General features: G+C 53.7%; 24 protein-coding genes and 1 pseudogene. 18 read left to right on the forward strand and 7 right to left on the reverse strand.

Annotated elements, in window-relative coordinates:
- Positions 1–3: 3 nt before the first annotated feature.
- On the reverse strand, positions 4–768 hold the full coding sequence (locus K9N21_05750) for a DUF547 domain-containing protein (GenBank protein MCF8143407.1): 765 nt from the start codon (positions 766–768) through the stop codon (positions 4–6).
- Positions 769–979: 211 nt separating this feature from the next.
- Positions 980–1,711: an MEDS domain-containing protein gene (locus K9N21_05755; protein MCF8143408.1), complete on the reverse strand. Its 732-nt coding sequence runs from the start codon at positions 1,709–1,711 to the stop codon at positions 980–982.
- A gap of 409 nt (positions 1,712–2,120) precedes the next feature.
- Between K9N21_05755 and K9N21_05760 the strand changes: the two genes are divergently transcribed.
- Positions 2,121–2,861 carry a DUF3047 domain-containing protein gene (locus tag K9N21_05760; protein MCF8143409.1) on the forward strand — a complete coding sequence of 247 codons (741 nt, stop codon included), beginning with the start codon at positions 2,121–2,123 and terminating at the stop codon, positions 2,859–2,861.
- A 104-nt stretch (positions 2,862–2,965) separates the two neighbouring features.
- Here the strand turns inward: K9N21_05760 and K9N21_05765 are convergent, their stop codons facing one another.
- From K9N21_05765 to K9N21_05780, 4 genes and pseudogenes are all read right to left on the reverse strand, one after another.
- A complete protein-coding gene (locus K9N21_05765; protein ID MCF8143410.1) occupies positions 2,966–3,475 on the reverse strand; it encodes a zeta toxin family protein in 510 nt (169 codons plus the stop codon).
- Positions 3,476–3,743: 268 nt separating this feature from the next.
- Positions 3,744–5,234, reverse strand: a complete 1,491-nt coding sequence (locus K9N21_05770) for a transporter substrate-binding domain-containing protein (protein MCF8143411.1) — start codon at positions 5,232–5,234, stop codon at positions 3,744–3,746.
- Positions 5,235–5,291: 57 nt separating this feature from the next.
- Positions 5,292–5,456 (reverse strand): annotated as a pseudogene (locus tag K9N21_05775) (DUF2950 domain-containing protein).
- A 151-nt stretch (positions 5,457–5,607) separates the two neighbouring features.
- On the reverse strand, positions 5,608–6,978 hold the full coding sequence (locus tag K9N21_05780) for a TIGR04283 family arsenosugar biosynthesis glycosyltransferase (GenBank protein ID MCF8143412.1): 1,371 nt from the start codon (positions 6,976–6,978) through the stop codon (positions 5,608–5,610).
- A gap of 375 nt (positions 6,979–7,353) precedes the next feature.
- Between K9N21_05780 and rplU the strand changes: the two genes are divergently transcribed.
- The 17 genes from rplU to K9N21_05865 all read left to right on the forward strand — a co-directional run bounded on the left by rplU (position 7,354) and on the right by K9N21_05865 (position 24,578).
- A complete protein-coding gene (gene rplU, locus K9N21_05785; protein ID MCF8143413.1) occupies positions 7,354–7,716 on the forward strand; it encodes a 50S ribosomal protein L21 in 363 nt (120 codons plus the stop codon).
- Positions 7,706–7,960, forward strand: a complete 255-nt coding sequence (rpmA, locus tag K9N21_05790; GenBank protein MCF8143414.1) for a 50S ribosomal protein L27 — start codon at positions 7,706–7,708, stop codon at positions 7,958–7,960. The genes rplU and rpmA overlap by 11 nt, the downstream gene beginning before the upstream one ends.
- A gap of 34 nt (positions 7,961–7,994) precedes the next feature.
- Positions 7,995–9,014, forward strand: a complete 1,020-nt coding sequence (gene obgE, locus K9N21_05795; protein ID MCF8143415.1) for a GTPase ObgE — start codon at positions 7,995–7,997, stop codon at positions 9,012–9,014.
- Positions 9,015–9,035: 21 nt separating this feature from the next.
- Positions 9,036–10,217, forward strand: a complete 1,182-nt coding sequence (gene proB, locus K9N21_05800; GenBank protein MCF8143416.1) for a glutamate 5-kinase — start codon at positions 9,036–9,038, stop codon at positions 10,215–10,217.
- The gene (locus K9N21_05805; protein ID MCF8143417.1) at positions 10,199–11,455 is read left to right on the forward strand and encodes a glutamate-5-semialdehyde dehydrogenase; all 1,257 of its coding nucleotides are present in this window, start codon (positions 10,199–10,201) and stop codon (positions 11,453–11,455) included. The genes proB and K9N21_05805 overlap by 19 nt, the downstream gene beginning before the upstream one ends.
- A gap of 20 nt (positions 11,456–11,475) precedes the next feature.
- Positions 11,476–12,120: a nicotinate-nucleotide adenylyltransferase gene (gene nadD / locus K9N21_05810; GenBank protein ID MCF8143418.1), complete on the forward strand. Its 645-nt coding sequence runs from the start codon at positions 11,476–11,478 to the stop codon at positions 12,118–12,120.
- 275 nt (positions 12,121–12,395) lie between these two features.
- The gene (rsfS, locus tag K9N21_05815) at positions 12,396–12,764 is read left to right on the forward strand and encodes a ribosome silencing factor (protein MCF8143419.1); all 369 of its coding nucleotides are present in this window, start codon (positions 12,396–12,398) and stop codon (positions 12,762–12,764) included.
- Positions 12,761–14,176: a M48 family metalloprotease gene (locus K9N21_05820; GenBank protein MCF8143420.1), complete on the forward strand. Its 1,416-nt coding sequence runs from the start codon at positions 12,761–12,763 to the stop codon at positions 14,174–14,176. The genes rsfS and K9N21_05820 overlap by 4 nt, the downstream gene beginning before the upstream one ends.
- Before the next feature lie 227 nt (positions 14,177–14,403).
- Positions 14,404–15,699, forward strand: coding sequence for a class II fructose-bisphosphate aldolase (locus K9N21_05825; protein ID MCF8143421.1), 1,296 nt, complete (start codon positions 14,404–14,406; stop codon positions 15,697–15,699).
- A gap of 327 nt (positions 15,700–16,026) precedes the next feature.
- Complete coding sequence (locus tag K9N21_05830) at positions 16,027–17,079, forward strand: HD domain-containing protein (protein ID MCF8143422.1); 1,053 nt, start codon at positions 16,027–16,029, stop codon at positions 17,077–17,079.
- A gap of 228 nt (positions 17,080–17,307) precedes the next feature.
- Positions 17,308–17,541 carry a DUF3089 domain-containing protein gene (locus K9N21_05835; protein ID MCF8143423.1) on the forward strand — a complete coding sequence of 78 codons (234 nt, stop codon included), beginning with the start codon at positions 17,308–17,310 and terminating at the stop codon, positions 17,539–17,541.
- Positions 17,538–20,528: a DEAD/DEAH box helicase gene (locus tag K9N21_05840; protein ID MCF8143424.1), complete on the forward strand. Its 2,991-nt coding sequence runs from the start codon at positions 17,538–17,540 to the stop codon at positions 20,526–20,528. The genes K9N21_05835 and K9N21_05840 overlap by 4 nt, the downstream gene beginning before the upstream one ends.
- A 407-nt stretch (positions 20,529–20,935) precedes the next feature.
- Positions 20,936–22,429, forward strand: a complete 1,494-nt coding sequence (locus K9N21_05845; GenBank protein MCF8143425.1) for a B12-binding domain-containing radical SAM protein — start codon at positions 20,936–20,938, stop codon at positions 22,427–22,429.
- A 152-nt stretch (positions 22,430–22,581) separates the two neighbouring features.
- Entirely contained in the window at positions 22,582–22,851 is a 270-nt protein-coding gene (locus K9N21_05850; protein MCF8143426.1) for an AbrB/MazE/SpoVT family DNA-binding domain-containing protein, read from the forward strand.
- Positions 22,852–23,155: 304 nt separating this feature from the next.
- Entirely contained in the window at positions 23,156–23,542 is a 387-nt protein-coding gene (locus K9N21_05855) for a HEPN domain-containing protein (GenBank protein ID MCF8143427.1), read from the forward strand.
- Positions 23,518–23,871 carry a nucleotidyltransferase domain-containing protein gene (locus K9N21_05860; GenBank protein MCF8143428.1) on the forward strand — a complete coding sequence of 118 codons (354 nt, stop codon included), beginning with the start codon at positions 23,518–23,520 and terminating at the stop codon, positions 23,869–23,871. The genes K9N21_05855 and K9N21_05860 overlap by 25 nt, the downstream gene beginning before the upstream one ends.
- Positions 23,872–24,395: 524 nt before the next feature.
- Positions 24,396–24,578: a hypothetical protein gene (locus tag K9N21_05865; GenBank protein MCF8143429.1), complete on the forward strand. Its 183-nt coding sequence runs from the start codon at positions 24,396–24,398 to the stop codon at positions 24,576–24,578.
- 26 nt (positions 24,579–24,604) lie between these two features.
- Here K9N21_05865 and K9N21_05870 read toward each other — a convergent pair whose 3' ends face one another.
- The gene (locus K9N21_05870) at positions 24,605–26,083 is read right to left on the reverse strand and encodes a glycoside hydrolase family 130 protein (GenBank protein ID MCF8143430.1); all 1,479 of its coding nucleotides are present in this window, start codon (positions 26,081–26,083) and stop codon (positions 24,605–24,607) included.
- Positions 26,084–26,152 lie beyond the last annotated feature (69 nt).

Consider the following 26,152-nt stretch of genomic DNA (forward strand, 5'->3'; position numbering starts at 1 on the left):
GGGTCATTTTCCGTTGAGAGACCAGTCGTAATCAAGATATCTGACGTTGATTTTCCCTTCGTGCTGCTTTATTTCTTCCCTTAGTTTCCCTTGGGCATATTGCCTGAAAAACCCGACAATGTCATCGTTGAAATCTTCTGAATACCATTTAAATATGCTGCTCACATAAAGCGTGTTTTTTTGAATTCGGTTGTATTTCGGAGTGTTGATAAAAGCTTCCGTCATTTGGGTGAGTTGCCTGTCCAGCCTATCTCCCCGATAAGGTTCCGACCGCAACGGCGGACAGCCCTTGGATGCGCAGTTCACCGCAAAATGAATCCGGGGGTCCTTGAAACGGGGCCGGAGAATGTCGTGTTCAATGTTGTCCAGGGTCATGACATCTCCGTCGATACGGGCGATTTTCTTCTTCCACGGGCTCTTGAACAGGCTGCCCAGATCTTTGATCGACTTTATGTCAGGATAGGCGCTCAAGATCAGCTTGATGGTCCAGGCATTGTATGCGTTGATGTAAAAGGCGAATTGTTCGTTTCGAGGAAGTTTTTTCGGGTCGGTCTCTTCCAGGATTTTGAGATATCGATCCAGCTTCCCCTCCTCATTCTTGAACCCCTGGTAGTCCGCAACCCCGTTCTTCACATATTTATCCAGCAATTCAGCATAGGGGGTATTATCGACTCTGACGTCCGACCAGGCCGGCGTTACAAAGCCCACAAGCCCAAAGAAAAGGGAATAAAATAGAAATCCTCGCATGATCGATTTCTGGAAATTCATTGTCGGCTCCTTACCAGCAATTCTCATTTTGCTTTTCGCAGTGATACGCTCCGTAGTGGGGCCGTTAGGCCCTGAAAGATCGCCTGACGGCGACACTACGAACGGGATATGTGGCATCATCAATCGCAAAATGAGAATTTCCGGCTTTTCATTTTGGTGCTTGCTTTGAAAAACTGATCAAAAAGGCCAAGAACCCCCTGTCGTACAAGGGTCATTCAATGGCGCCTGTCTTTTCAAGACAATACGGGCTCTCTTGCATTATTCCCTTGTAAATGGTTTGCCGGTGCGTCTCGGCCGCCATCATGATGGCTGCGCCGGAGAAATCCTCCAGGCTGTACTGACAGAGCAAGAGCCCGTTTTCTATAGGCGGCATAAGGGTGGGCGCTTGCTCCAGAACCCTGAGACCAGCCAGGTCCCAGCCTTTTCGAACGGTCCATATCATGTCGCCCAGTATCCTGAATTTCTGGGTTCTAACTGCGAATCCTACCAGGTATTGTATCATTTCCTCGGGCGAATCCATCCCGGCGCTGATACTCAACCGTCCGCGCTTGAGCCAATCCCCGACAGGATGCCCTTGTTGTTTCATGTCATCCAGGAGTTCGCTGCTCCTGTCGGGAGGCATGACAACAAGCAAACTCTCTCCATGTTTAGCCCCCTCAAGCAGGTAAGGTATGGACACCGCAAACGCTTCGCATTTCCCTGAGTAAAAATGAGTCATGTGGGAACCGTCCGGCACCTTGTGACCTCCAATGCCCAGGGGCTTCAATGAATGATTCTCCGAATCGTGAAGGAATTCCTCCAGGTTACGCAGGTGAAAGCGTCTCTCCCGCTTTCCACCCACCCGATAGCAGTTCAGCTTTCCTGAATTGGTCCAGCGTCTTATGCTCATCTCGGAGACATTCAGAACCTGGGCCGCTTCTTTTATGTTCAAGAGGTGCTCCATCAGTCAGGGTTTTCCTCCTTGTGGTATTGAAATAAATCCATTTTCCTCTCTTAACGCTGATCCATAGGATCAGGAACACGGCCCCGGTCATTTTCAGGGATGGGTCCTCACTTTTCAGGCATCTTTCTTTAACCGCCTTCAATATTCGGCCCGCGGCTGTTTCCTGCCAAAACCATCGACTGAACTCCCCGCTCGAGGGTGGCGCCGAACCGGGGCGGGCGGTTACGGACTTTAATGGGTCAATTCCAATAAACATTGCAATAAATATCTATATCAACTTTACTTTGCTATACAATATTATCTATAATAACGGATGTCAAGTGGGGGAAAATGTCGAGGATCGCCCAATTTGCCAAAATTTCCAGCATTAAAAGGAAAACAGATGAATCCAAACCGGGGGATAGACAGCATGCGAGTTGTTCTCATTGGGGTATGGATCGTTCTTTTTACCGGGTATGGCATTGTACGGGGGGAACCTTCATCCGTTCTTGAAGTGGGGGCCTTTTCAACCGAAAAAGCCGGCAACAGTCTCCCAGCCCGGTGGGAGCCCTTACACTTCAGAGACATCAAAATCCACACCCACTACCGATTAGTGGAAGCGGATGGGCAGGTGGTGGTTCAGGCCAAGGCCGACGCCTCGGCCTCGGGTTTGATCCGCAGGATCTCCATTGATCCCAAGGAATATCCAATTGTCCAATGGCGATGGAAGGTGTCCAACGTGCTTCAAAAGGGGAACGTGCATCGAAAAGATGGGGACGACTACCCGGCCCGGCTCTATATCCTCTTCGAATACGATCCGGACAGACTGGGCTTTTTTGAAAGGCTTAAATACGAAACCGCAAAGCTGTTTTACGGAGCATATCCCCCACTGGCATCCATCAACTACATCTGGGCGTCCAATGCACCGGAAGGGCTGGTGGTTCCGAACCCTTATGCCGATCGGTCCATGATGGTGGTGGTCCAAAGCGGGGAAAAGAATCTGAACAGATGGCTGACCGAGGAGAGAAATATCTACGAGGACTACCGCAGAGTGTTCAAAGACGAACCCCCCATGATTTCCGGGGTGGCGATCATGACCGATACGGACAACACCGGAGAATCCGCCACCGCCTACTACGGCGACATCCTCTTTTTCCATGCGAGGCCATGAGTAGAACCAGTGAAAAGAGATCTGTTTGGGGTGTGACGCATTCAAAAAAGTCGCATAGGCGTCAAGACTACGCGAACGGCATTCCGCGACCCTACAGGAATGTCTCAACTGCAGGCTTTCAATATTTTTTTGGCCCAGCCCGGCAGCGGACTTACTGACTCAATCAATGCTCCGCGTTCAATAACGGCAATCTTTCGGAAAGGAGCATCAAACAGGGAGTTGTCCAGCAGCCGCGCTTCGTCAATTAGGGGAAGGACGTTTGCGATATGTTTCATCGTCCTCGGGATGCGGCTCCTTATTTTCTGAGAAGGTACATTATGGCCGCCTTCAGCGACACGCTGATGTACACGGGCCTCATTCAGTTCCGGGGTTTCTAAATGGATGTACACAAGGACGATGTGGTAGCCCAGTGATTTTGCCCTGGCAATGAAATCTATCTTGGAGGGATGTGAAAATACCGTTTCAAAACAAAAGGAAATTCCTTGACGCAGGAGGTCCTCTCGAAGCCTTTCCGCGATGATCATGGCCTTATAGCTGGCAGATTCATTATTTACAGGGTTTATGGTCCTGGCAATGATATCGGCGTTGATCAGGTTGATGCCGCGGGATTTCAGGAAAAGACGGTAAAAGGTGGATTTGCCAGCGCCGTTGGTTGACTGTCAGAATCTTTTACGAGGCTCGCACAAGCCGCCGGGATTTAGATATCACAGGTTGTTGATGCCGGTGACATTTTGGGGTTTGTAGCAGGATAAAAGGGTTTTTAAGGCGGTCGAAGTTGCTTCGGATAGGAGGCACTCTTCTGATCAAGGCAACTGCCTAAACCACGCCAGATCTCTCCTCCTCATAGTTTCTTTTTTTTATTTCGATAAGTTATAGACACCGTCACTTCCCCACTTCCTTTTTTTCCGCCTCCTTAACCTTCGCACGCTCGGCTCTCTGTTCCATGACCATTTTGTAGGCCAGGTAATACTTGTAGATGTTGCTCACATACCGCACCGTTTCACGGCCGATCTTTTCCGCGGCAATGACTTCCACATGATTGAACCACCTGTTGGGATCGAGACCCCGCTTGGCCGCCTGTTTGCGAAGTTGAGAGACGCGGCCGGGGCCCGCATTATATGAGGCGAAGGTAAACAGCCCCTTATTCAGCGGGTCCATGGGCTCATTGGCGTAAAACTGGTCCATCATGAAGCGGATGTATTTCACGCCGGCGTGAATGTTGGGTTCGATTTTGGTGATGTCGGCAAACCCCATCTCCTTGCCCGTGCTCGGCAGCACCTGCATGATGCCGATGGCGCCCGACGGATTTCGCGCATTCTGGTCGAGTCTCGACTCCTGATACCCCTGAGCCATCATGAGCAGGTAATCCAGTTGGTATTTGTCTCCGTAATTCCGGAAAAACTCGATGGTAGCTTCGAACCTGGCCAGATCTTCCTTGGAGGTGGCGTTCCTAACAAGCTTTGTGTTCTTGAGATATTTCTGCAGCAATATATTGCGTGTCTTGGAGCCCTCAGCATAGTGGGAAAGGAACTCGTCAAGCGCTGCCTTGAGCTTCGGGTTGTTCTTGCGGATCATGACCCCGAGTTCCCCACCGGTTCGGACGGCCGCTTCCGGGTGCAAGACAATATTCTTGAAGATCTGCTTCCAGAACTCGGCAATGTGGTTGTCCACAATCGTGAACTTCACAAGACCGGCATTTACCATCTCCAAAATGTCTTCATCCTCCAGCTCGGGTGGCGCGAGCCTCACCTTCACCGGCGCCTTGCCTGCCTTTTTCAGCTCGGCATTGAGATTCTGGATGCTTTCGTAATAGCTCGCCGTTTTCCGTATATAAACCTCTTTCCCCGATAGGTCCTGAAGGGTAGAGATCGGCTCGGCCCCGGGACCGGTGACCGCGATCTCGCAGACATTCCTCCTCGTCGGCTCGGTAAAGTCCACCTGCTTGAGGCGCTCCGGGGTGATCGTCAGATTGGCGACGGCCATATCCCCTCGGCCCTCAATCAGGGCCGGGATAAGTTCATCATAAGACACGGGTATGAACACAACATGGACGCGAACATGCTTTTTTTTGAGCTTTTTGTTGACGCTGTCCTCGAAAAGCCGGCCCATGTCATAGGTGAGCCCCCGCTGAGTTGCCTTGTCAACAAAAAAATGGGTTTTTGAGTAGGTTACCAGGATGCGGATGACACGCCGCTTTATGATCGCATCGAAATCCCCGGTCAATTTCTGCTGGGTAATATCCGGCAGAGAATAGAACTTCTTGGCAGGCTGATTCGCCTGTTTGTCCGGCGTCTGCGCCAAGGCAAGCACCGCAAATACCAGATTGAGGGCCACAGTCAGAGAGACGATTTCCTGTTTCATCTTACTCCTCATCGCATATTCTTCAATTCGACTTACTTTTTGTTCAGCTCTTATCAAGGTTAAACAGCATCATGGCAGTTCCTTCTGGTAAACCACGCCCTCCTGGTTCACGACAAAGGTCAGCACACCGGATATCTCATATCGTATCGGAAAGGCCACCAGCGCAAAACCGCCGATCATTTTGCCATCGACCCCATGCGCGCGTGCGCCGCCGGGCGCGTCCTTCCCCCTGAGCCTTCAGTATGCGGTGCCGACGGACGGATGATTCCTGTCCCTCCTCTTCAGCGGGCAGCACCTTGGCATAGATATCATCAAAACAATGGGCTTCCGCGCAGAAATCGAATATCAACTTGATAACTGAAGCGCACCCAACCATCAACCCTCATCACGACTTCTGCCTTGATTGATTTCTATAGAGTCGCTCGAGCATCTGAATCGGCATGCCGCCAAGGAATCCCAGGATCATGACCTGATTCACAAGAGTTGTGCGAACGACCCCCAGATGTTGCCAGCGCCGTGCCGAGGTGATGGCCGCATCGGAAAGCGTGACAATCCTGCCGCGAATGCGAAGGCGACGCATCAACACGAAATCCTCCATGATGGGCATGGGAGGGAACCCGCCCATCTCGTCAAAGACCCTTTTTTCGAGAAAGAGCCCCTGGTCTCCATAGGGCAGTTGAACCACGCGGGACCGAAGGTTGGTGACCCATTCGACCAGTCGCATGCCGGGGCTGTCCTCGTCCGTCTTGAAACGGAATGCGCCCCCTGCTATCGAAGGATCATCCAGGGCCGCGCGGATCTTGCCGGCATATCCTTCGGGCGGCAGCGTATCGGCATGGAGAAAGAAGAGGATACGCCCCCGGGCAATGGCGGCGCCGGCGTTCTGCTGAAAGGCCCGGCCCCCGGATACCTCCAACACGGTTGCCCCGGACCGGGCCGCCATGTCACGGGTGCCATCGTCGCTCCCTCCGTCTGCTACGATACGTTCGATTTTCTCTGAAAGCAGCAGACGATCCAGCAGGCGATTGATCGTGCGATATTCATTAAGGGTCGGAATAATAACGGAAACCAAGGGCCCGCCCGAAAACAGATCCGAGAAGCGGGGGTCCGTGCGAAGGGGCCCCAGGTCCTCGGGACGATCTACATCCTGAAGAACCGGGAGATCCGCGCAGGTGAGACCCAGAGACCGGATACGGCTGCGCGTTTGTTCATATACCCGGCCGGTTCCCCAATCAATAGGGTCAAATACGCCCGGAAATGGAGATCTCATCCCGATAAGGTAATACCCCCCGTCAGCGGCCCGGCCCAGGACCACGTCGTTCCCCCGAAGGGCTTGGAGCGTCTGATGAAGGATATCGGAGGTGATCCCGGGCACGTCCGTACCGACCAAAACAGCAGGCCCGGCCCCTTTTTGAAAAACCCTGTCAAAGGCCCGTGCCATTCGGGCGCCCAGATCCCCAGTGCCCTGCGGCGCATATTGGAAATCCATCCCCAGCCAGGTCCGGAAGTCCCTTCTGGAGGCGCCGGTATAACAGATGGTGATTTCCACGCCGGTTCCTGTTTCTTCGGCATCTCTTACCCCACGGGCAACGCCCGCCACATGCTCTGTCATCCGCCGGTGCAGCCGGGCCGATCCCCCAGGTCCCAGGGCCCGGACCAGACGCGTCTTGACCCTGCCCGGAACAGGGTATCGGGCAAGTATGAGAATGTGGGGGATCCCGGACGTCATGGCGTAACAATGTGATGAAAAGTCCAATGACCTATTCAAAACCCTCAAAGAAGCGGCATCTGAAATCATTTGTGGCGTTCCCGGACAGAATGGCAGGCTCCTTTAAAATAATGGCTTTTTTCCATTATTTAATGTTATCCTAATTCAAAGGACCTGTCCATAGGGTCCGGAACACCGTCCTTTGGACGGTCACCGGGGGTGGACGGGAAGGGGTCGGAGGGTCTGGTTTACAGAAGCCCTCCTTATCCATCCGGCATCCTGGGGAACGGCCCGTGAGTTCTTGTCAAAGGAGGAAATTTCAAGTATCTTTGGATAGGAATTTGCAATTTTCTTCTTGACTTGGCTAACTGGTTTCTATAAATTGATAAATTCATTTTTTGTTGAAAAGGAGCGGGGCGTACCATGTGTGCATATGCAGTTATCAAAACAGGTGGAAAACAGTACCGGGTTGCCAAGGGCGACGAGGTGAGATTCGAACGGTTGGACGGCGAGGTAGGGGAAACCATCGACTTTGAGGAGGTTCTTCTCACCTCGGACGGCGAAACCATCGAGGTGGGCCGGCCTTTTGTTGAAAACAGTAAGGTGGTCGGCCGTATTACCCACCATGGCAAGGGCAAAAAAGTCATGATCTTCAAGTACAAGCGGAGAAAGGACTACCGCCGAAAAAAGGGCCACCGGCAGCAATTTACGCTGGTCCGGATCGAAGATATCAAAGGGGCCCATGCGGAGGCTTCAGGGCAAGAGGTACAAAACAATGGCACATAAGAAGGCAGGCGGCAGCTCCCGGAACGGGAGGGACAGCGCCGGACAGAGATACGGGATCAAGCGGTATGCCGGCCAGAATGTTCTGGCAGGAAATATCCTGGTCCGCCAGAAAGGCACCAAAATCCATCCGGGCAACAACGTGGGTCTGGGAAAGGACTATACCATCTTTGCCAAGATTGATGGAACCGTTGCCTTTGAGCGCATGGGCAGGGATCGAAAAAAGGTCAGCGTTTACGCTGTATGAGATGTTGACCGCCGGCCCCCTGTAGAGCGACCCTATGGTTTTTCTGGATGAAGTGGTCATTACGGCCAGATCGGGAGATGGGGGAAGGGGGTGTGTCAGCTTCAGGAGAGAGCGGTTTATCCCCAAGGGCGGCCCGGACGGGGGCGATGGGGGCGATGGGGGCGATGTCATTGCAAGGGCCGGAAAGCAGCACCGCACCCTGAGTCATTTCGGCAGTCGCCGGTATTTCAAGGCGGGAAACGGTGAGCCTGGAAGAGGGAAACAGCAGTCGGGCAGGAACAGCGGGCCTTGCGTCATCGAAGTGCCCGTGGGAACCCTCATTCAGGACGACACGAGCGGCCAGATCGTCGCCGATCTGATCCATGACAATCAGGAAGTCACCCTCCTTCACGGCGGAAAAGGAGGAAGAGGAAACCAGCATTTCGCCACATCAACCCGCCAGACCCCCCGGATGGCCCAGCCAGGGCTCCCGGGTCAGGAGAAACGCTTCAGGCTGACACTCAAGCTCCTGGCCGATATCGGCCTGATCGGGTTCCCTAATGCAGGCAAATCAACCCTCCTTTCCCGCCTTACCATGGCACGTCCCAAGGTGGACAGTTATCCCTTCACCACAATATTTCCAAATTTAGGCGTTATCCACTTTGATGACGACAGGGCACTGGTGATCGCAGACATTCCCGGGCTGATTGAAGGGGCCAGTTCAGGCCGGGGTCTGGGAGATCGTTTTCTGAAACACATCGAACGGACAAACCTGCTGGTGCATATCCTGGACATTACCTATACGCCTGCCCGGGACATTCTGGAAGATTTCCTGACCCTCCGGCGAGAAATGGCGGCATTCGCCCCGTCACTTATGAATAAACCCTGTTTCGTGGTTATCAATAAGATGGACCTCTACCGGCCGGAGCACCGGGATCCTGCAGCCCTTCGGGATGCCCTTGCAGAGAAGGGGATGGAATCCCTTTCTGTGTCGGCGCTGACCGGTGAGGGGCTTGATGAACTGAAGCGGATGATCCTGGAGAAGTGGAAGCAGACAACAGCGTTGGCAGATTGAATGCGTGGGTGAGGTTCGGAGATGACAACAGAAGCGGAAAAGTCAGCCAGAAAAGAGCTGCTAAAACGGGTCAAGAGGGTCGTGATCAAGGTGGGAAGCGGTGTTCTCACCTCTGCCAACGGTCTCAACATGGGCGTAATCGACAATATCACCGCCGACATGTGCGGCCTCAGAAGGGGGGGGCTGGAAATCATACTGGTCTCCTCCGGGGCCATTGCATCGGGTCTCAAGAAGATCGGCATGAAAAAGCGGCCCCAATCCGTATCCCAGCAGCAGGCTATGGCAGCGATCGGTCAGAGCAGTCTCATGCTGGCCTATGAGCATGCCTTCGGCCAGTGTGGATACAAAGTGGCCCAGATCCTGCTGACCCGCGACGACCTGACCCACCGACGCCGATACCTGAACGCCCGGAATACCCTTTTCACCCTTCTTTCGTGGAAAATCATCCCAATCATCAATGAAAACGATACCGTAGTAGTGGACGAGATCAAATTCGGCGACAACGACAACCTGAGCGCCATGGTGACCAACCTGACCGATGCGCAGCTCCTGGTCAACCTCACCAACATCGACGGACTGTTTGATAAGGACCCCCGCGACCACGCGGACGCCAGGCTGATCCGGGTGGTGGAAAAGGTGGACCGTAAGATCTCACGGTTTGCCAGCACGATCCCCGGATTTCTGGGGAGGGGGGGCATGGCCAGCAAGATCAAGGCGGCCCAGAAGGTCACGCTTCGGGGGGTCCCGGCCCTTATCGCCAACGGGTTGACGCCGGGTATCCTGAAACGGATATTTGACGGAGAGGAGGAAGGCACCCTGTTCCTACCCGGGGGCCGGCCCCTGTGCAGTCGAAAGCACTGGATCGCCTTTACCAAGTCTCCCAAGGGGGAAATTGTTATTGACAGGGGGGCTGAAACCGCTATTTTGAAAGAGGGAAAGAGCCTTCTCCCTTCCGGCATTCGGGAGGTGAGGGGGAGATTCAGCCTGGGCAATTCGGTCCTCCTCCTGAATGAGTCGGGGAAGGAGATTGCCGTAGGCATGGTCAATTACCATTCCGGGGACATCAAAACAATTATGGGTGCGAAAAGCACCGAGATTACGGCGAGGCTGGGATTTAAGCACGATGACGAGATCATCCACCGGGACAACCTGGTCCTGGCGGATCAGATGGAGGATGAGGAACTATGCGGCTTTCGCATATGATGGAAAATATGGCCCGGGAGGCCCGGGAGGCCTCACGGCAGCTCCGGAGAATGGGGAGGCGGCAGAAGGATGATGCCCTGGAGCTGATGGCAACGCGGCTTCTGGAGCACCAGGAAGAGATCGTCCGGGAAAACCAAAAGGACCTGGCCCTGGCAAGAGAAACAGGCCTCTCCACGGCCATGATCGACCGCCTGACCCTGGATGCCTCGGTCATAGCGGATATCGCGGGGGGTCTTCGGGAGGTGGCGGGCCTGCCCGATCCGGTGGGGGAGATTACGGGCATGTGGAAACGGCCCAACGGGCTTCAGGTAGGCCGGGTCCGGATCCCCCTGGGCGTTATCGGATTTATCTATGAATCCCGACCCAACGTGACCGTGGATGCGGCAGGCCTGTGCCTCAAATCGGGCAATGCAGTGATCCTGAAGGGGGGCTCTGAGGCCATCCATTCCAATATGATCCTGGGTCGCATCCTGGGTGAGGCCTTGACCGAGACCGGGATTTCCCGAAAGGCCATCCAGGTCATACCGACCACCGACCGGGAGGCCGTTACCCTCCTGATCGGTCTGGAAGAGTGGATCGACGTCATCATTCCAAGGGGGGGCGAAGGCCTCATCAGATTCGTCACCAGCCATTCCAGGATCCCGGTATTGAAGCATTACAAAGGCGTCTGCCACGTCTATGTGGACCGGTCCGCCTCCGTCCAAACGGCGGAGGAGATCTGTTATAATGCCAAGGTCCAGAGGCCCGGGGTCTGCAACGCCATGGAAACCCTCCTGGTGCATGAGGCCGTAGCCCCGAATTTTTTGCCGAAAATGGTGAAGCGGTTTCGGGATGCGGGCGTCGAGATCCGGGGATGTCCCCGATGTCTGGACATCATCCCGGACATCCGCCCGGCAGAAGAGGCCGACTGGCCTGCGGAGTTCCTGGACCTGATCCTTGCCGTCAAGATCGTTACCGATATGGATGAGGCCCTCGATCATATCGAAACCTATGGATCCCGGCATACGGAGGCCATTATTACCCGCGATTATGAGCGGTCCCAGCGGTTCCTGGCAGAGGTGGATTCCTCCGTGGTCCTGGTCAACGCCTCCACCCGGTTCAACGACGGCAACCAGCTGGGACTCGGCGCCGAGATCGGGATCAATACCTCCAAGCTGCACGCGTTCGGCCCTATGGGGTTGGAGGAACTGACCACCACCAAATTTATCGTCTACGGGCAAGGCCAGACGAGAGATTAAAGGCCCATCAGGAGGGCTTTTTGAAAATCGGCATTTTGGGCGGGACATTTGATCCGATTCATTTAGGGCATCTTCGTTCTGCAGAGGAAATATGCCAGCGGCTGGATCTGGAAAAGGTATATCTGATCCCTTCCGCATCCCCCCCGCACAAGACAGACGAGGCCGTTACGCCATTCAATCACCGGTTGGCCATGACCCGGCTGGCCGCAGATATTTCTCCCTGCCTTGAAGCCATGGACCTGGAAGGAAGGCGACCCGGGCATTCCTATTCCATTGAGACCCTCAGGGAACTCCACCATATCGTCGGTCCGGACGTAGACATCTTTTTTATCCTGGGCATGGACGCCTTTTTGGAGATCACCACCTGGAAGGAATACGAGCATCTGTTTGACTATGCCCACTTCATCATCATCAACCGTCCCGGCTTTGAGACAGTCAAGCTCAGGGAGGCAGTGTCGCGTCTGGGGATGGGGACCCAACCGGCAACAACAGGTGCGGATTTTTTTACGGCCCCGTCCGGCAAGACGGTGCGGTTGGTGAATACGACCCTCATGGATATATCTTCCACCCGCATCAGGGAGATGGTAAGGGACAAGAGGTCGATTCGCTTCCTGGTCCCTGAGAGTGTCGGCATATATATTGCCAAAAACGGACTTTATCGGTAAGATAGATAGTGCCTGAACGAAAATCACGCCTTGGCGTGATTCAGGCACTATTGAATATTCAAGAATTTAAAATTGAAAACCGATGGAACAAAATTTACATTAACAGAACCTCTTCTCATATTTCACTATTTCTTGATTTTCCGGGTTTCCGTTCGGGTACCAGATAAAGACAGATGGACGTCCATAGACCCGGCGTTCACATATGTCATTCTCACCCGGATGCCGTTGCCGATTGATGTATCCGTCATCGGCACGGAAAGACTGTATTACGAATGATGCAATCCATTGATAAAGCACGGCTCTGTCTGAAGGCCATCAGGGAACGGAAGGCCCTGGTTCCGGTCCTGTTGTATGTGGAGGCCCTCACATCGGTTGCCGATTATTTTCTGATTACCAGCGGGAGTTCCACCCGGCAGGTTCAGGCCATTGCCCGCCATCTCCAGAGGACCCTGCGGGACGCAGGCCTTCGATGCTATGGCGCGGAAGGGGAACAGGAGGGCCAGTGGGTTCTTTTGGACTACGGAGATGTAATCATTCACATATTTTACCAGCCGCTCAGGGAATTTTATGACCTGGAGGGGCTCTGGAGCGAGGCCCCGCAGGTGGAGGCGGATGGTGCGGCTTCAGAGGATGTTGCCCCATGAACAGGATATGCCGCGCCCTTCGTTACGGGGTTGTCTTTGCATGCACCTTGTCCCTGTTGTCGTATGCGCCGTCTCCATATGTGTCTGAGGCGTCCGCCCTTTCCATTGAAGACGAGCGCGAGATGGGGGAGGAATTCATGGCCCAGGTGCTGGCCCAGCTCCAGCTCGTGGATGATCCGTTTGTCAATCAATACATCAACGACCTGGGTCAATACCTGATCCGTCCTCTGGAAACCAAGAGCTTCCCTTTTAATTTCTATGTGATCAAAGACCCTACCTTGAATGCCTTTGCCGCGCCGGGAGGCCATATTTTCGTATTTTCCGGGCTGATAGAGGCCATGGACAGCATCGATGAGCTGGCTGCGGTCATCTGTCACGAAATCGGCCATATCTCGGCAAGACATCTGTCCCAGCGAATTGAACAGAGCAAGACCATCGGGCTGGCGACGCTGGCCGGGATCCTGGCCGGGATGCTCCTCGGGGGCGAGGTTGCGGGGGCTATAATGACCGGGTCCATCGCGGCCGGAATGCAGGCGCAGCTGCATTACAGCAGGGAGGACGAACGACAGGCCGACCAACTGAGCTTCAAGTACATGACGCCGACCGGATTTGATCCGGAGGGAATGATTCACGCCCTGAATAAGATCCAGAAAGGGAGCTATTTAGGCACGGGCAAGATTCCGGCCTATCTCCTCACCCATCCCACGGGTCCCGAAAGGATGGCCAACTTAGAATCAATGCTGAATAAGAACGCCTCGAAGACATTGAGCCGGGAAGCCGCCCTGCTCGAGTCCCGCTTTCCCGCATTCAAGACCGTGATCACGGCCAAGTGCCTCGATCCCCGCGATGCGGAAAGGGTATTTAAAAAAGAGCTGGAGAAGGATCCCGCTGCTCCGCTCGCCCATTTCGGCCTCGGAATGGCGTATATGGAACAATCCAGTTATGACCGGGCCATCGAAGAGCTGAAGCAATCGCTTGAAGCGCAACCTGATTTCATCCCTGCTTTGAGGGCTCTCGGAGAGGTCTATCAGATGAACGGCCAGGACAAAGAGGCCGAGGCCGTATTGGAGAAGGTCCTCAGACTGGACCATGGGGATAAGACCGCTCTCTTCCTCTTGGGGGTTACCTACGAAAGCGCCGGCCGGAATCGGGAGGCCCTCCGGTTTTTTGAAAAGCTTTCCTATCTTCCGCCGGTAAGAAACGACGTATTTTACCACTTAGGCCTTTTGTACGGGAGGGAAAAGCGGCTGGCGCTCGCCCACTATTATTTCGGAGTCTATTTCAAGAGAATCGGGGAAACTCAAAAGGCCGAATTCCATTTCAAAAAGGCCGGGGAGCTGGCCAGGGAAGATCCGGACCTCCGGAAAAAAATCCAAAAAGAAACAGAGGAGCCCGGACGGGAAGCGTCGTGAAATCGGGGCTTTGTATCTCAGTACGCCTTGTTTTATAAACTCACACGGAGCCACCCCGAGTGAAACAACACAGAAAAGGTTTCACGGGGCAGGCAAAGAACACAGAGAAAAGGGCATGTTTCCGTTTCTTTACCGAAAAATTCTTTGTGTGCTTTGGTCTCTGTGTGAGTCCCGCCCTGGCGGGATTGATTGCGGCGATGCCGCGTTAGAAGGAAAGGAGGTCAGCCATGACTGTTCATACGGGAAATGACTCAAAGGAATTTGAAAAGGCGCTCGAGATCGGTCGTCCACCCAACATCAAGGGCGTATTCCCCCATTCCAGGGCCCTGATCGTCAGCGGGAAGGTGATTGACCGGGCACTCACCAAAAAAGGAAAGGCCATGACCATCGCGGCCAACGGCCGGAACCGGTTTGTGATTTACGGGGCCCTCAAGGCGGCCCAGAGGGCCAATGCCGCCATTATCATCGAAATCGCCAAATCCGAGGGAGGCGCCACCCCTTATTGTGCAATCAACTACTGGAACATGGCCACCCACACGGATGCCATCATGAATGAGCTGGGCATTACGGTCCCGGTAGCCATCCATGCGGATCATTACGGCATCAAGGGTGCCAAGGACGTGGAGGCGGCAAAGACCGAGATCCCGTCCATGTTTGACGCGGGCATCACCTCGGTGGCCATTGATGCATCACACCTGCCTGACGATGAAAATCTTCTGGCCAGCCTGACCTTGAGTCCCTATCTGCCCCGGTGGGCGGGATATGAGACCGAGGTGGGCGAGATAAAGGGGAAGGAGGGCCTCTCCACCCCCGGCGAGGCATTGTTCTTGATTCAGGGTCTCAATGCCCACGACATCTTCCCGGACTGGATCGCCCTCAATAACGGGACCACCCACGGGATCGAGGCAAGCGATGCGGGAATCCAGGTGCCCCTGACCGTTGAGATCCACAACGCCCTGGCCAAATACAATGTCTCAGGCGCCCAGCATGGGACCTCCGGCAACAGCTCCGAACGTCTCAGAGAGATTACCCAACAGACCCGTACCACCAAGGCCAATGTGGCAACGGCCCTCCAGATGATTTCGTGGGGGGTGCAGGTCAATGAATTCGGCAATGCCATCTTAGACGACAGCGGCGAATTCCTGAAGGTCTCCTCCAACGGCGTGACCGATGAGATGTGGGGACAGATGGTGGCTTATGCCAAGAAAGAAGGACTTAAGGGGGGGAACTATAAGAAGCTCAATCTCCCCTTTGAGAACAAGCTGCTGGGCCTTCCCCGGGAGATCCGGGAGAGGATGGTAAAGGGGGTGGAGGACTTTGTCTATGACCTTCTGGTCAATGTTTTTAACGCCCGGGATACCGCTCCTCTGGGCATAGAGGCCATCTTGAAGGCAGGTTCCCATGATCTGGGTCCCAAAGGGAATCGGATCGAGGATCCGGCCCAATGGACAGAGGCCAGGATACGGGAGAGGGCCGCCGGGTTCGGTGCGAAAAAAGGCGGTGCAGGCAATTTTGATGATTAGGGGTCTGGATGCTGGATGCTCGATACTGGATACTGGGTGCTGGATACTTGAAACTGGTTACTCGTAGCTGGTTTAGGGATACAGGCGCCTGGCTGACGGCTCATAGCTCATGGTTGCTGGGATAGTGCATTTTTTCTGACATCTGACATCCGACTTCTGACTTCTGGTATTTGATTCTGGATGCTCGATACTGGATATTGGAGATGCTGGATGGGGGCATATCTAAAGCTTTCGGACAGGCAAGTGGATTATTATCGGTCACCCCCTTGTAAGAAGGCGGGACCTTGGCGTCTTGGTGCCTTTGTGTGAAAAATTTTGGTTGTGACAATGACAAAAAACCAGACTGAGAATCGCTTCCCCCATCACTGGATCGATGCCATTCAGGTGGAAGACCGGGTTTCGGGCTGTTACCTGGTCAAGGAAAAGCGCGTGGCAAAGACGCGTAATGGAAATGCATTTTTGAGCCTGACCCTGGCGGACAGGACCGGCGAGATATCGGCAAAGATCTGGGAAAACGCTGAGTCGGTTTCAGGGCTTTTTCATGAGGGAGATATCGTCCAGGTGGAAGGGAAGGCCGGTTCCTACCGTGATCAGATCCAGATCACCGTCTCCGGCCTGGATCTGTTCAATGAACCGCCGGATCCGGAAATCTTTCTTGAGAAAAGTCCCGAAGATCCGTCGACCATGGTCCGCGCCCTCCGGGAAATTCTCCGGGGGATACAGGATGTGCATCTGAGAGGACTGGTGGACAGTTTCCTGGGGGATCGGGAGTTTATGGCCCGGTTTAAAAGGGCCCCGGCTGCAAAAACCTTTCACCACGGTTATTTAGGGGGCCTCCTGGAGCATACCTTGTCGGTCTGTCGAATGGCCGTACATGCGGTCGATCATTATCCCCAGCTGAACCGGGACCTCCTCATCACATCGGCCTTTCTCCACGATATCGGCAAGATCAGGGAACTTACATACGATCTTCTCATCGACTATACGGATGAAGGACGATTGGTCGGTCATCTGGTACTGGGTGCGGGCATGGTCGATGAGAAGTTGAAGGGATTCCCTGATTTTCCACAGGGACTGGCCGTTCGATTAAGACATCTGATCCTGAGTCACCACGGCCAGTACGATTTCGGGTCCCCCAAGGCGCCCAAGTTCTTGGAGGCCTTTGCCCTCCATCTGATAGACGATCTCGATGCCAAGATAAACGGTCTCGGCCGGTTCATGGAAAGGGACCGGCACGAGGGGTCTTGGACCGATTTCAACAGGATGTTCGGCAGGTACTTCCTCAAGGGCGAGATAGAACCGGCCCAAACGACCTCACAAGGGCCTGAAACGACCGACAACCGGCAGGGCACCCTCTTTTCATCCCCTCGGGATCTGTAGCGTTCTCTCACCCACGGCATCATAACCACCCCTAACCTCGGTCTTCAGCGAATGGGGCAGAGGAGAAAAGAGCCGCTCAGCCTCGCCGGGAACGACGTGGTACCGGAAAAGCTGCCCGTGGTCGTGCTTGTCCCTGCCCGGTCGCTCTTTTCATGTGACAACCGGTTGATATCATAGGACAAGAAATATATTTTTGTCGTCTAATAGATGCAAAGGAAGGATCGAACGATGAGATACAAAAACTTTGTTAACTGCTTCATAGGAGCACTATTCATTCTGACAGGGTGCACGACCATTCCCCAAAAACCCAACTATGTGGACGACAATTCCTGGGTTGCCAAATCAATCAGCATCGACAAGCCTGTTGATGTGTTTTATGTCTACCCCACCATCCATGTCGCAAAAACCCCGCCGAACATGGACGTTTCCGACCACCCTGAATTTATGTATGCTGCCCTATGACGACGACAAGAAAGAAACCTGCCGAAAAGCAGATCGCCAAACAGGCAGGCAAAGGATTTTCAAGCGCTGATATTCACCGGCTTGAGTTTCATCGCCATGGCCTGGCCCTGTTCCCGGCCCCGGAGGACAAGCGACCGGGCATCGCCGTTCTTGTGGAAGATGAGAAGTCGGGCCTCAGGCAGCGATTCTGCTCCTGTTCCGTATATAAAAAGCGGACATGCACCCATGTTCAGAGGCTGACCAAACTGGCCAGGACACTCACCGAAAGGCTTGACGGAAAGACGCCTGTGGAGGATTTCAGGCCAAGCATCTGGTATCGTCTCGCAGAAATCCTGTCGGACAAATGCAGGGAAAGGCCGGATACCGTCGTGACCATGGAGGTCCTGGATCGAAATGGAGGGCATGTAACCCGGGTGATCGATGCCTCCGGGGAGGAGATGGTCCGCTCTTACCTAAAGGGACCTGCCAGGGTCAGGTTTATGGAGCGTTGCGTGGGCACGTCGGATCGGGATGCGGTTCCCAACAGGGGCATGATTCTCGATCGCCTGGCCCTCATGACCCTCACGGAAAATGAACGGTTGATGCGCGAGAGGGGCTTCAAGACGCGCAGGCAGGTTCTGGAGGGATCATTCTGGTACCGGATGGCGTATCATGGGTACCGCGAATTCGGCCGGGAGGGGTGTGCCTTCTATCCGGCCATAGAAGAGAATACGGGCGCATTCACCGTTGGCGTCAGAGACAGCAACGGGGAGATGCTCTTTCGCATGGTGATTCCACGCCACAAGGTCAGGTCGTTGCTGCGGACCTTTCAAGACCTTCTCCCAAATCAGCACCACTTCGCCATTCACCCCGTCCCGTTGAAATCCATCTTCAAGGTGAGTCCGAATACGCAACTGGACCTGGAGGTCAGGCCCCTGATTCAGTTGATCCAGGAAAACGGCGAGACCCGCTTCTTTGAAAGAGAAGACCTGGAGAAGTTTAGGTATGGGAATCTGATCTATATCAAAGAAATGGGTCTCCTTGCCGAACTGGAGCCTGAAGGGTTGACCCAACGCAAATTCCAGGCGCCGGTCCGGATGGTCCTGAAAAAGTCACAGGTCCCCAGCTTTTTTGAGGAATTCGGCCATGAGGCCGATGGTTCCTCGGCCCTGGTGGATGAGGACCTAAGGCCCCTTCGCATGATACGGACCTTTGACCGGCTGAAAATCACCCCCGCATCCCTGGGCAGGGACTGGTGCTGGCTCTCCGCAGACTATGGATTCGGAAACCGGTCCATTTCTCTGGCGGAGATACTGGGCGCCAAGAAGGAGGGCCTCCGGTACATCGGCACCGCAGGGGGATGGATCGACTGTGAATCCGCGGAATTCGACGGCCTCACCCCCATCCTGCACCGGTTCAAAGAGGACCCGGTATCCGGTGAGGCCGGGAACATCGGGCTGTCCCGAATGGACCTCCTCCGCGTCTATGCCGGGGCCGGCCGTCCCGTTGACATATCGGGCGACAATGATGATACGGACCTCTTTCGGAAGATGGTTGAACTCAAGCCCGGCCGTGACCTGCCGAGGCTGAAGGGCCTGGCCTCTTCGCTCAGACCCTACCAGGAGCGGGGCGTGGAGTGGCTCCATTTTCTCTTTGAAAACGGTTTTGGCGGGCTTCTCTGCGACGATATGGGCCTGGGCAAGACCCACGAGGTCATGGCCTTTATGGTGGGTCTCCAGGAGCGGGAAGAGGCGTGCGGCCCTTTCCTGGTGGTATGTCCCACCACGGTCTTGAGTCATTGGGACCATAAGATCCGCGCCCATGCCCCCACTCTCAGGCCGGTCATCTATCACGGCAGCGAGCGGGACCTTGAGGCAGCGGTAGATGCCGGCGACGTCCTGCTGACATCCTACGGGATATTGAGGAGGGACATAGAGAGGTTAAAGAATATCGCCTTTGGGGGTGCGTTTTTTGATGAGATCCAGAATCTCAAGAACCCGGAAACCCTGGCGTACCAGGCCGCAAAGGAGATCAAGGCCCCGGTGAAGCTGGGGTTGACAGGAACGCCCATCGAGAACCGCCTCATGGAATTGAAGGCCCTCTTTGACCTGACCCTTCCGGGATATCTGGGAACGGACCGCGATTTTGAAAACGATTTCGTAAAACCCATTGAGACGGACCCTGCCAGCCCCAGGGCCGAGGCATTGGGGAGGCTCATTTCGCCGTTCAGTCTTCGGCGACGAAAGGAGACGGTCCTCAATGATCTTCCCCCCAAGATCGAGGACCTCCGGAACTGCCTGCTAAGTGAGGATCAGGTCAAGCTCTATCGGGACGCCATCGCATCCAGGGGTGGCGGATTGTTGCGGTCCCTCCAGAACGAGGGGGAGACCATCCCCTATATCCACATCTTTGCCCTCCTCAACCTCCTCAAGCAGATCTGCAACCACCCCTGCCTGATGAATGGACAGGCGAATGACTATGACAAATTGGAATCAGGCAAGTGGGAGCTCTTTAAGGAGATCCTGGCAGAGGCCCTCGACAGCGGACAGAAGGTGGTTGTGTACAGCCAGTTTATCGGAATGATATCCATCATGGAGCTGTTCCTGAAGGAATTGGGTGTGGGTTTTGTCGCCCTTACCGGGAAAAGCCGGAACCGGGGGGAGATCATCGCCCGGTTCAATGATGACCCGGGCTGCCGGGTCTATCTGGGGAGCCTCAAGGCCGGGGGCGTGGGGATCGACCTGGTGGCCGCATCGGTCGTGATCCACTATGACATGTGGTGGAACGCGGCGCGGGAGGATCAGGCCACGGACCGGGTCCACCGGATCGGACAGAGACGCGGGGTCCATGTCTTCAAGCTGGTCACCGAGGGGACCCTTGAAGAGAAGATCGCCGCCGTCATCCAGAGGAAACGGAACCTGATGGACAGCGTGGTCAAAGAGAGCGACCCGGATCTTCTCAAGACCTTTTCACGGCAGGAATTGATAGACCTCCTGACGCCCCCATAGTGCCGGCGATAGAGGACCGAAATGTCACCATCCCCACGGCGGTACCCTGACCGGCAGATCATGGGGCGGAGCAGGGATGAACCGGACGGCGCCGATCCAATGGCGCACAATTGCATTGATTTCCCTTGACATTTTCGTCCCCTGCCGTATGATTCCTCTCAATTTGAATAGAACCTCAACCGCACATTTTGTATGGGCCAGAAGCCAATAGAATCGCTCCGCGATTCGGATTATAGCCCTTGGCGCATAGCCCATAAAACCTTTTGTCATCAGCCACGAGCCATCAGCCATGAACCGCGTCAGCCCGGACTATCCCCATTGACCTGTGAAAGGGGAGTATTTTTTCCATACATCTCCCCCCAATGCGGCCGTCAGGCCATATCCGAGAAAAGGTCTTGTGAGGAATTATGAAAATCGTCCTGGTTTCCATGCCCGATGTGGCCCCCGTGATCATGCACGAGTCCGCCTTCCATATGCCGAACCTGGGCCTGGCCAGCCTGGCCGCCAACCTTGACGACGGACATGACGTTCGCATCGTCGATCTTATCCGCAAGCGCCGCAATGTCCGTAAATATCTCGGCCGTATCCTTTTAAGTTTCCGTCCGCAAGTGGTCGGGCTCTCCTGTATGACCTGGCAATATGCCACATGTAAAAAACTGATCAAGCTGATCCGCCAACTCCTACCGGAAGTGAAAATCGTCCTTGGCGGTTACCACGCCACGCTCATGTATGCGGAAATCGGCGAATCGGAAAGCGGAAAGCTGCTCGATTTCTTGGTCCGGGGTGAAGGTGAAGATACCTTCCGCCGGTTGATCAGGGTTCTGGAAGGCAAAGAACATGTTGAGGATATCCCATCGGTCTCCTACCACACCGGGGCCGGGTTTGTGCACAACCCTAAGGGGGAGCTGCTTGACCTGAAAACGCTAAAACTGCCTGTTCGGGACAAAAGGCGGCTTACCTGGGGCTACCACATTATGAACCGTAGTTCGGAGGTTATCGAGACCTCCCGGGGATGTCTGCGCAACTGCAACTTCTGCAGTATCCGGCACATGTACGGCCGGGCGTTTCGATCGTTCCCCATTGAAAGGATCCTGGCAGACATAGACGATATCTACTATAAACGACGTGTCCGTTGGATCTTCGTATCAGACGACAACTTCGTCATGATTCCGGAAAGGGTCACGGAGTTGTGCGACGCCATCATTGCCCGCAAGTACCGCAACCTTGTCCTGGTGGTCCAGGCAGACTGCGTGACCATCGCCCGCAATGAAGCGATGGTCCGAAAGATGTCCCGGGCCGGATTCAAATCCCTTTTCCTGGGGATGGAAAATGTTTCAAAGAAAAACCTGCAGATCGCTAAGAAAGGCGATATCGTCGACGCGTCGCGTAAAGCGATCGCCCTTTGCCACAAATACGGCATCATGATAGTGGGCGGGATGATCTTCGGATTCCCGGACGATGGGGAACAGGAGATCATTGACAACTATGAATTCCTGAAATCCACCGGGGCCGACACCGCTTATTGCCAGATTCTTACCCCATATCCCAAGACCGACATCCGTCAGTACCTCCTGGACAACGACCTGGTGACCAACCGCTACGACTACTCCCGTTACAACGGCATGTGGGCCAACGTAAAAACCCGGCATATTTCTTCCGATACCCTGCAGTATTTGGTCTGGTATCACAACCAGAAAATTATGGGTTGGTGGGAACCGTCGGAAAGGATGCAAAAGCAAGCCCGTCTCTGGACCTCCATCTGGCTCTATTGCTTCAGGCCCCTGATGAAAATCCTGGTAGCCCGGGCTCAGAGAAAGTACGGCTGGAGAGGGCGTTTTGAAAGGGAGATCGCAGGGCGGAAGGCTGTGAACAGGTTCCGGGACTTGGATGACTTCACTTAGGGCCATGCGGACGTCCAGAAAACGCCGGCCCAATGAAGGCACCCTCTGGCGTACATGCCGGTAAGAAAGGATGATTGACAGAATCTTACTCTTCCTCTACCTTGAATACCATCAATGAATTTAACCAGAATATGTCGTGTGGAGAAGAGCTGATGGAAACCTGTTCATCCAAAGTTACATCAAAGGGTCAGGTTGTAATCCCCAAAGGGCTCCGGGAGAAATATGCCATTGTTCCTGCTACGAGAATCCGGTGGGTTCCCATTAAGGAAGGTATTCTGATGGTGCCGGAATCTGCTGATCCAATACGGGCGGCAAGGGGCATGTTGAGGGGGTCTGCTATATTGAAGGCGTACATGAAAGAAAAAAAACGCGAGATGGAGCGGGAGGAGGGGAAGCTTGGCAAAGGGATATGTGCTGGATAGCTTCGCTCTCATTGGTTTTCTTGAAAATGAACCGTTTGCAGAGAAAATGGAAGGCGTTTTTCGCGATGCAGGAAGGGGAGGAGAATGATCCGCTTGGATTTGTAGCTTTCAGCTTTGACCTTTCATCCATCAGCCATGAGCTATCAGCCATGAACCGCATTAGCCTGAATTATCCACTCAAATACCCCCTACCTCCTCCTGACAGGGGTCTTTCCGGACTGTTGGGAGTAAAAACGGCTTCATAGGTAGGGTCTCTTGATACTGCCTTAAAAAAAGGCACTTCCAGAGAAAAAGGGGTCCGCAGATGGACAGGATTGTCGCTCATTGGGTCGAAAGAGCCGAATATGATCTCGATACAGCAAAGGCGATGCTGGACGCAGGCCGTTATCTTTACGTTGGGTATATGTGCCAGCAGGCGATTGAGAAGCTGCTGAAAGCGATCATTGCGAATCAAAATAAAGAAAACCTGCCGATACACAATTTGAATCGGCTTTCAGATGTTGCCGAGATTTCGTCTTTATTGAGTTCGGATCAGGTTATATTCCTGGCGGAACTGACTCCGTTTTGTATTGAAGCGCGTTACGGAGATTTCAAGGAGAGTCTGTCCGAAATCATCGATAATGAAAAGGCGCGAGCCATCTATCAAAAGACTCGGGAGATGTTCCAGTGGCTTTATCAAAAAATCAGGTAAATGAGATTATCAAGGGCTTTGTCTCCAGGCTGATGCGCGACATCCCTGTGGACGAGGTGATCCTGTTCGGTTCTTACGCCCATGGAACCCCTGAGGAACACAGCGATATTGACCTTGCCGTTATTTCCGACTGGTTTCGAGATAAGACGCGCATTGAAGGCATGCAGTATCTATCCCGGATTGCGGCACGGTATAACACAATGATTGAGGCGATACCGTTTACCACCGAAGAATATAAGAACTTGGATAAAAGGACCTTTTTGGGCGCCATCGTGAGGAGAGGGAAGCCCTATCACATTGACGCCGATGATCTTGTTTCACCTGAATAACCTTGCACCTTTCACCCATGAACGATGAGCTATCAACCATGAACCGCGTCAGCCCGGACTATCCCCTCAAATACCCATACCCACCTCCTGACAGGAGTCGGTTTTCCTGTTGGGAGTGAAAATCATCAGCGCAGATCCGCAGATTTATGTTTCACAACCTTACACACAGAACGATACTAATCCCGGGATGGGCCGGGCGCATTCAGCGGTTGGGCCGACAAAGGCCTTTTTCTCACAACCGGAACAATTACACGGGGTGCCGGCCGCGAGGCCACAAGAGATGGGCCACACCCATTGACCTGATGGATGGAGAATAACGTGCGGACAAACTCAAGGGACTCCGCCGGGGTATAAACACTGAGAGGGTCGAAAGTGTGAGAGTTGATGCCGACCGGTTCAGGAATGTCTGAGAGAGCCCCCTCTCAAGTCAGTCCAAATTGACGGAGACGAGTGCCTGAAAGGGCTTTATTTGATTATTGAAGGACGCCCCTTCAGCCCTTCAGCCCTTTCTTATTAGCCGAGAAGTGGTTGTAAATCTGATAGCCAATGCCTCAACAAGCGCTGGTTTGTCTATCCAGGCTGCATTGGACCTGAACGAATACCCTACAGGAATCAAAATTTCCGATGAACAGATAAAAAGCCTAAACATACATCCGGGTGAATTTCATGGGACTGATTGGAACTACACGATCAAACCTTTGACATGAAAAGATGAGTTAATAATTTACAATTCCTAAGCTACCGCGCACATGCTGTCAATTAGTTCGCTTACTCCAACAGTTGCTATACCGGATGTAATGTCAGACATGCCATAGGGAATGACCAGGTCGCTATTGTGGAAAATCGCACCGCAGGTATAAACGACATTGGGGACATACCCCTCGCGCTCTTCCTCATTCGGGGTAAGTAACGGCTCTTCAAGGCGGGCGACGACTCTTGCCGGGTTTTCAAGATCGAGCAGCATGGCGCCGATGCAATACTGCCGCATGGGCCCGACGCCGTGGGTGAGCACGATCCAGCCTTTATCGGTTTCCAGGGGGGATCCGCAGTTGCCGATCTGGATGAATTCCCAGGGATATTCAGGCTCCTGGATGATTTGGGTCTCCTGCCAGAAATGGATATTGTCTGAGAACATGATATGATTATTTTCACCGTCCTGGCGGGAAAGCATAACGTAGCTGCCGTCAATTTTGCGCGGGAAAAGAGCCATGCCCTTGTTTTTTACTGCTTTGCCGTTGAGGGTGATCACTTTAAATTTGATAAAATCCTTTGTTTCAATCATCTGCGGGAGGATTGTGAAACCGTTATAAGCCGTATAGGTCGCATAATAGGTGACTTCACCGTTGTCATCAAAAAATTGCACGAACCGGGCGTCTTCAATGCCGCTGCTTTCGTTTTTCGAAACAGGAAAAATAACCCGTTCGGATATTCGGTGATGGGGATGGAAAGCCACCTCATAATTAGAATTGGCAAGCCAGTACATGATTTCGATGGCTTGGTTCTGGCGCTCCTCAAAGAAAATGGGTCTTGCGCGAAGCGCTCCGATTTTTTCTTTTAATTCATTATAGGTGAAATCTTCCGGCAACTGGCCAAGAATATGCGCTGTTACCTCATCGCAGGCCTCCATTTCATTGAGCTTCAGCTGGAAGAGATGCCGGTCGTAAACCGCATTTAAACGGACGTCCGGCCTCTCGACATAATCACTGGTCGGGTCGAAGATAAACGTATTGTCCCGGTCAAGGACGCCACTTCGAAATACAATAGAGGACACATGCCCTTCGCCGATTGCCCGCAGGCTCATGATAAAGCGCAGGCTGCCTTTGTCCAGATGGCTCTGATCAGGGTGGAGAACGATCGAAGGGTTGAAAAGGGCAGCCGATTCAATGGAGTACTCCATGGTAAAATAGGCCCCGATGAGAGCCCTTTTCGTCTCGCTTAGCACGACATCCCGAGGAACATGATCTCTTACCTCATTCAGGCTACGCTCAAAAACGCGTCTGATGTCTTTGTGCCGCTCGGAAAAATCAAGCATTATTTGTGCAAAAAGATCTTCGGCCGTCGTGTCAGGCAAGTCCGCTATGCGTTGAATGATTTTGGGTATGCGATTCGCATCGCTGGGAATATGAGGGCGGGTGATCACCCGTGAAGTATCCCCTACGATCTTCTTCGCTTTTCTTCTAACTTTCAGCTTTTGACGCTTTTCAGGGTGCATATCATTGTGTCCTTAGTGTCGATTGATATTTAATACACTGCATCGTAAGTCTGTTCATCATGATAGACC

It is taken from the genome of Deltaproteobacteria bacterium (genome assembly GCA_021737785.1).
In the GTDB taxonomy this organism is placed as follows: domain Bacteria; phylum Desulfobacterota; class DSM-4660; order Desulfatiglandales; family Desulfatiglandaceae; genus AUK324.

Bases quoted from the DNA above. Each gene is read 5' to 3' on its own strand.
- K9N21_05750 (MCF8143407.1), bottom strand. From the start codon at position 768: ATGAATTTCCAGAAATCGATCATGCGAGGATTTCTATTTTATTCCCTT.
- K9N21_05755 (MCF8143408.1), bottom strand. From the start codon at position 1,711: ATGGAGCACCTCTTGAACATAAAAGAAGCGGCCCAGGTTCTGAATGTC.
- K9N21_05760 (MCF8143409.1), top strand. From the start codon at position 2,121: ATGCGAGTTGTTCTCATTGGGGTATGGATCGTTCTTTTTACCGGGTAT.
- K9N21_05770 (MCF8143411.1), bottom strand. From the start codon at position 5,234: ATGAGGAGTAAGATGAAACAGGAAATCGTCTCTCTGACTGTGGCCCTC.
- rplU (MCF8143413.1), top strand. From the start codon at position 7,354: ATGTGTGCATATGCAGTTATCAAAACAGGTGGAAAACAGTACCGGGTT.
- rpmA (MCF8143414.1), top strand. From the start codon at position 7,706: ATGGCACATAAGAAGGCAGGCGGCAGCTCCCGGAACGGGAGGGACAGC.
- obgE (MCF8143415.1), top strand. From the start codon at position 7,995: ATGGTTTTTCTGGATGAAGTGGTCATTACGGCCAGATCGGGAGATGGG.
- proB (MCF8143416.1), top strand. From the start codon at position 9,036: ATGACAACAGAAGCGGAAAAGTCAGCCAGAAAAGAGCTGCTAAAACGG.
- K9N21_05805 (MCF8143417.1), top strand. From the start codon at position 10,199: ATGCGGCTTTCGCATATGATGGAAAATATGGCCCGGGAGGCCCGGGAG.
- rsfS (MCF8143419.1), top strand. From the start codon at position 12,396: ATGCAATCCATTGATAAAGCACGGCTCTGTCTGAAGGCCATCAGGGAA.
- K9N21_05820 (MCF8143420.1), top strand. From the start codon at position 12,761: ATGAACAGGATATGCCGCGCCCTTCGTTACGGGGTTGTCTTTGCATGC.
- K9N21_05825 (MCF8143421.1), top strand. From the start codon at position 14,404: ATGACTGTTCATACGGGAAATGACTCAAAGGAATTTGAAAAGGCGCTC.
- K9N21_05830 (MCF8143422.1), top strand. From the start codon at position 16,027: ATGACAAAAAACCAGACTGAGAATCGCTTCCCCCATCACTGGATCGAT.
- K9N21_05835 (MCF8143423.1), top strand. From the start codon at position 17,308: ATGAGATACAAAAACTTTGTTAACTGCTTCATAGGAGCACTATTCATT.
- K9N21_05840 (MCF8143424.1), top strand. From the start codon at position 17,538: ATGACGACGACAAGAAAGAAACCTGCCGAAAAGCAGATCGCCAAACAG.
- K9N21_05845 (MCF8143425.1), top strand. From the start codon at position 20,936: ATGAAAATCGTCCTGGTTTCCATGCCCGATGTGGCCCCCGTGATCATG.
- K9N21_05850 (MCF8143426.1), top strand. From the start codon at position 22,582: ATGGAAACCTGTTCATCCAAAGTTACATCAAAGGGTCAGGTTGTAATC.
- K9N21_05855 (MCF8143427.1), top strand. From the start codon at position 23,156: ATGGACAGGATTGTCGCTCATTGGGTCGAAAGAGCCGAATATGATCTC.
- K9N21_05870 (MCF8143430.1), bottom strand. From the start codon at position 26,083: ATGCACCCTGAAAAGCGTCAAAAGCTGAAAGTTAGAAGAAAAGCGAAG.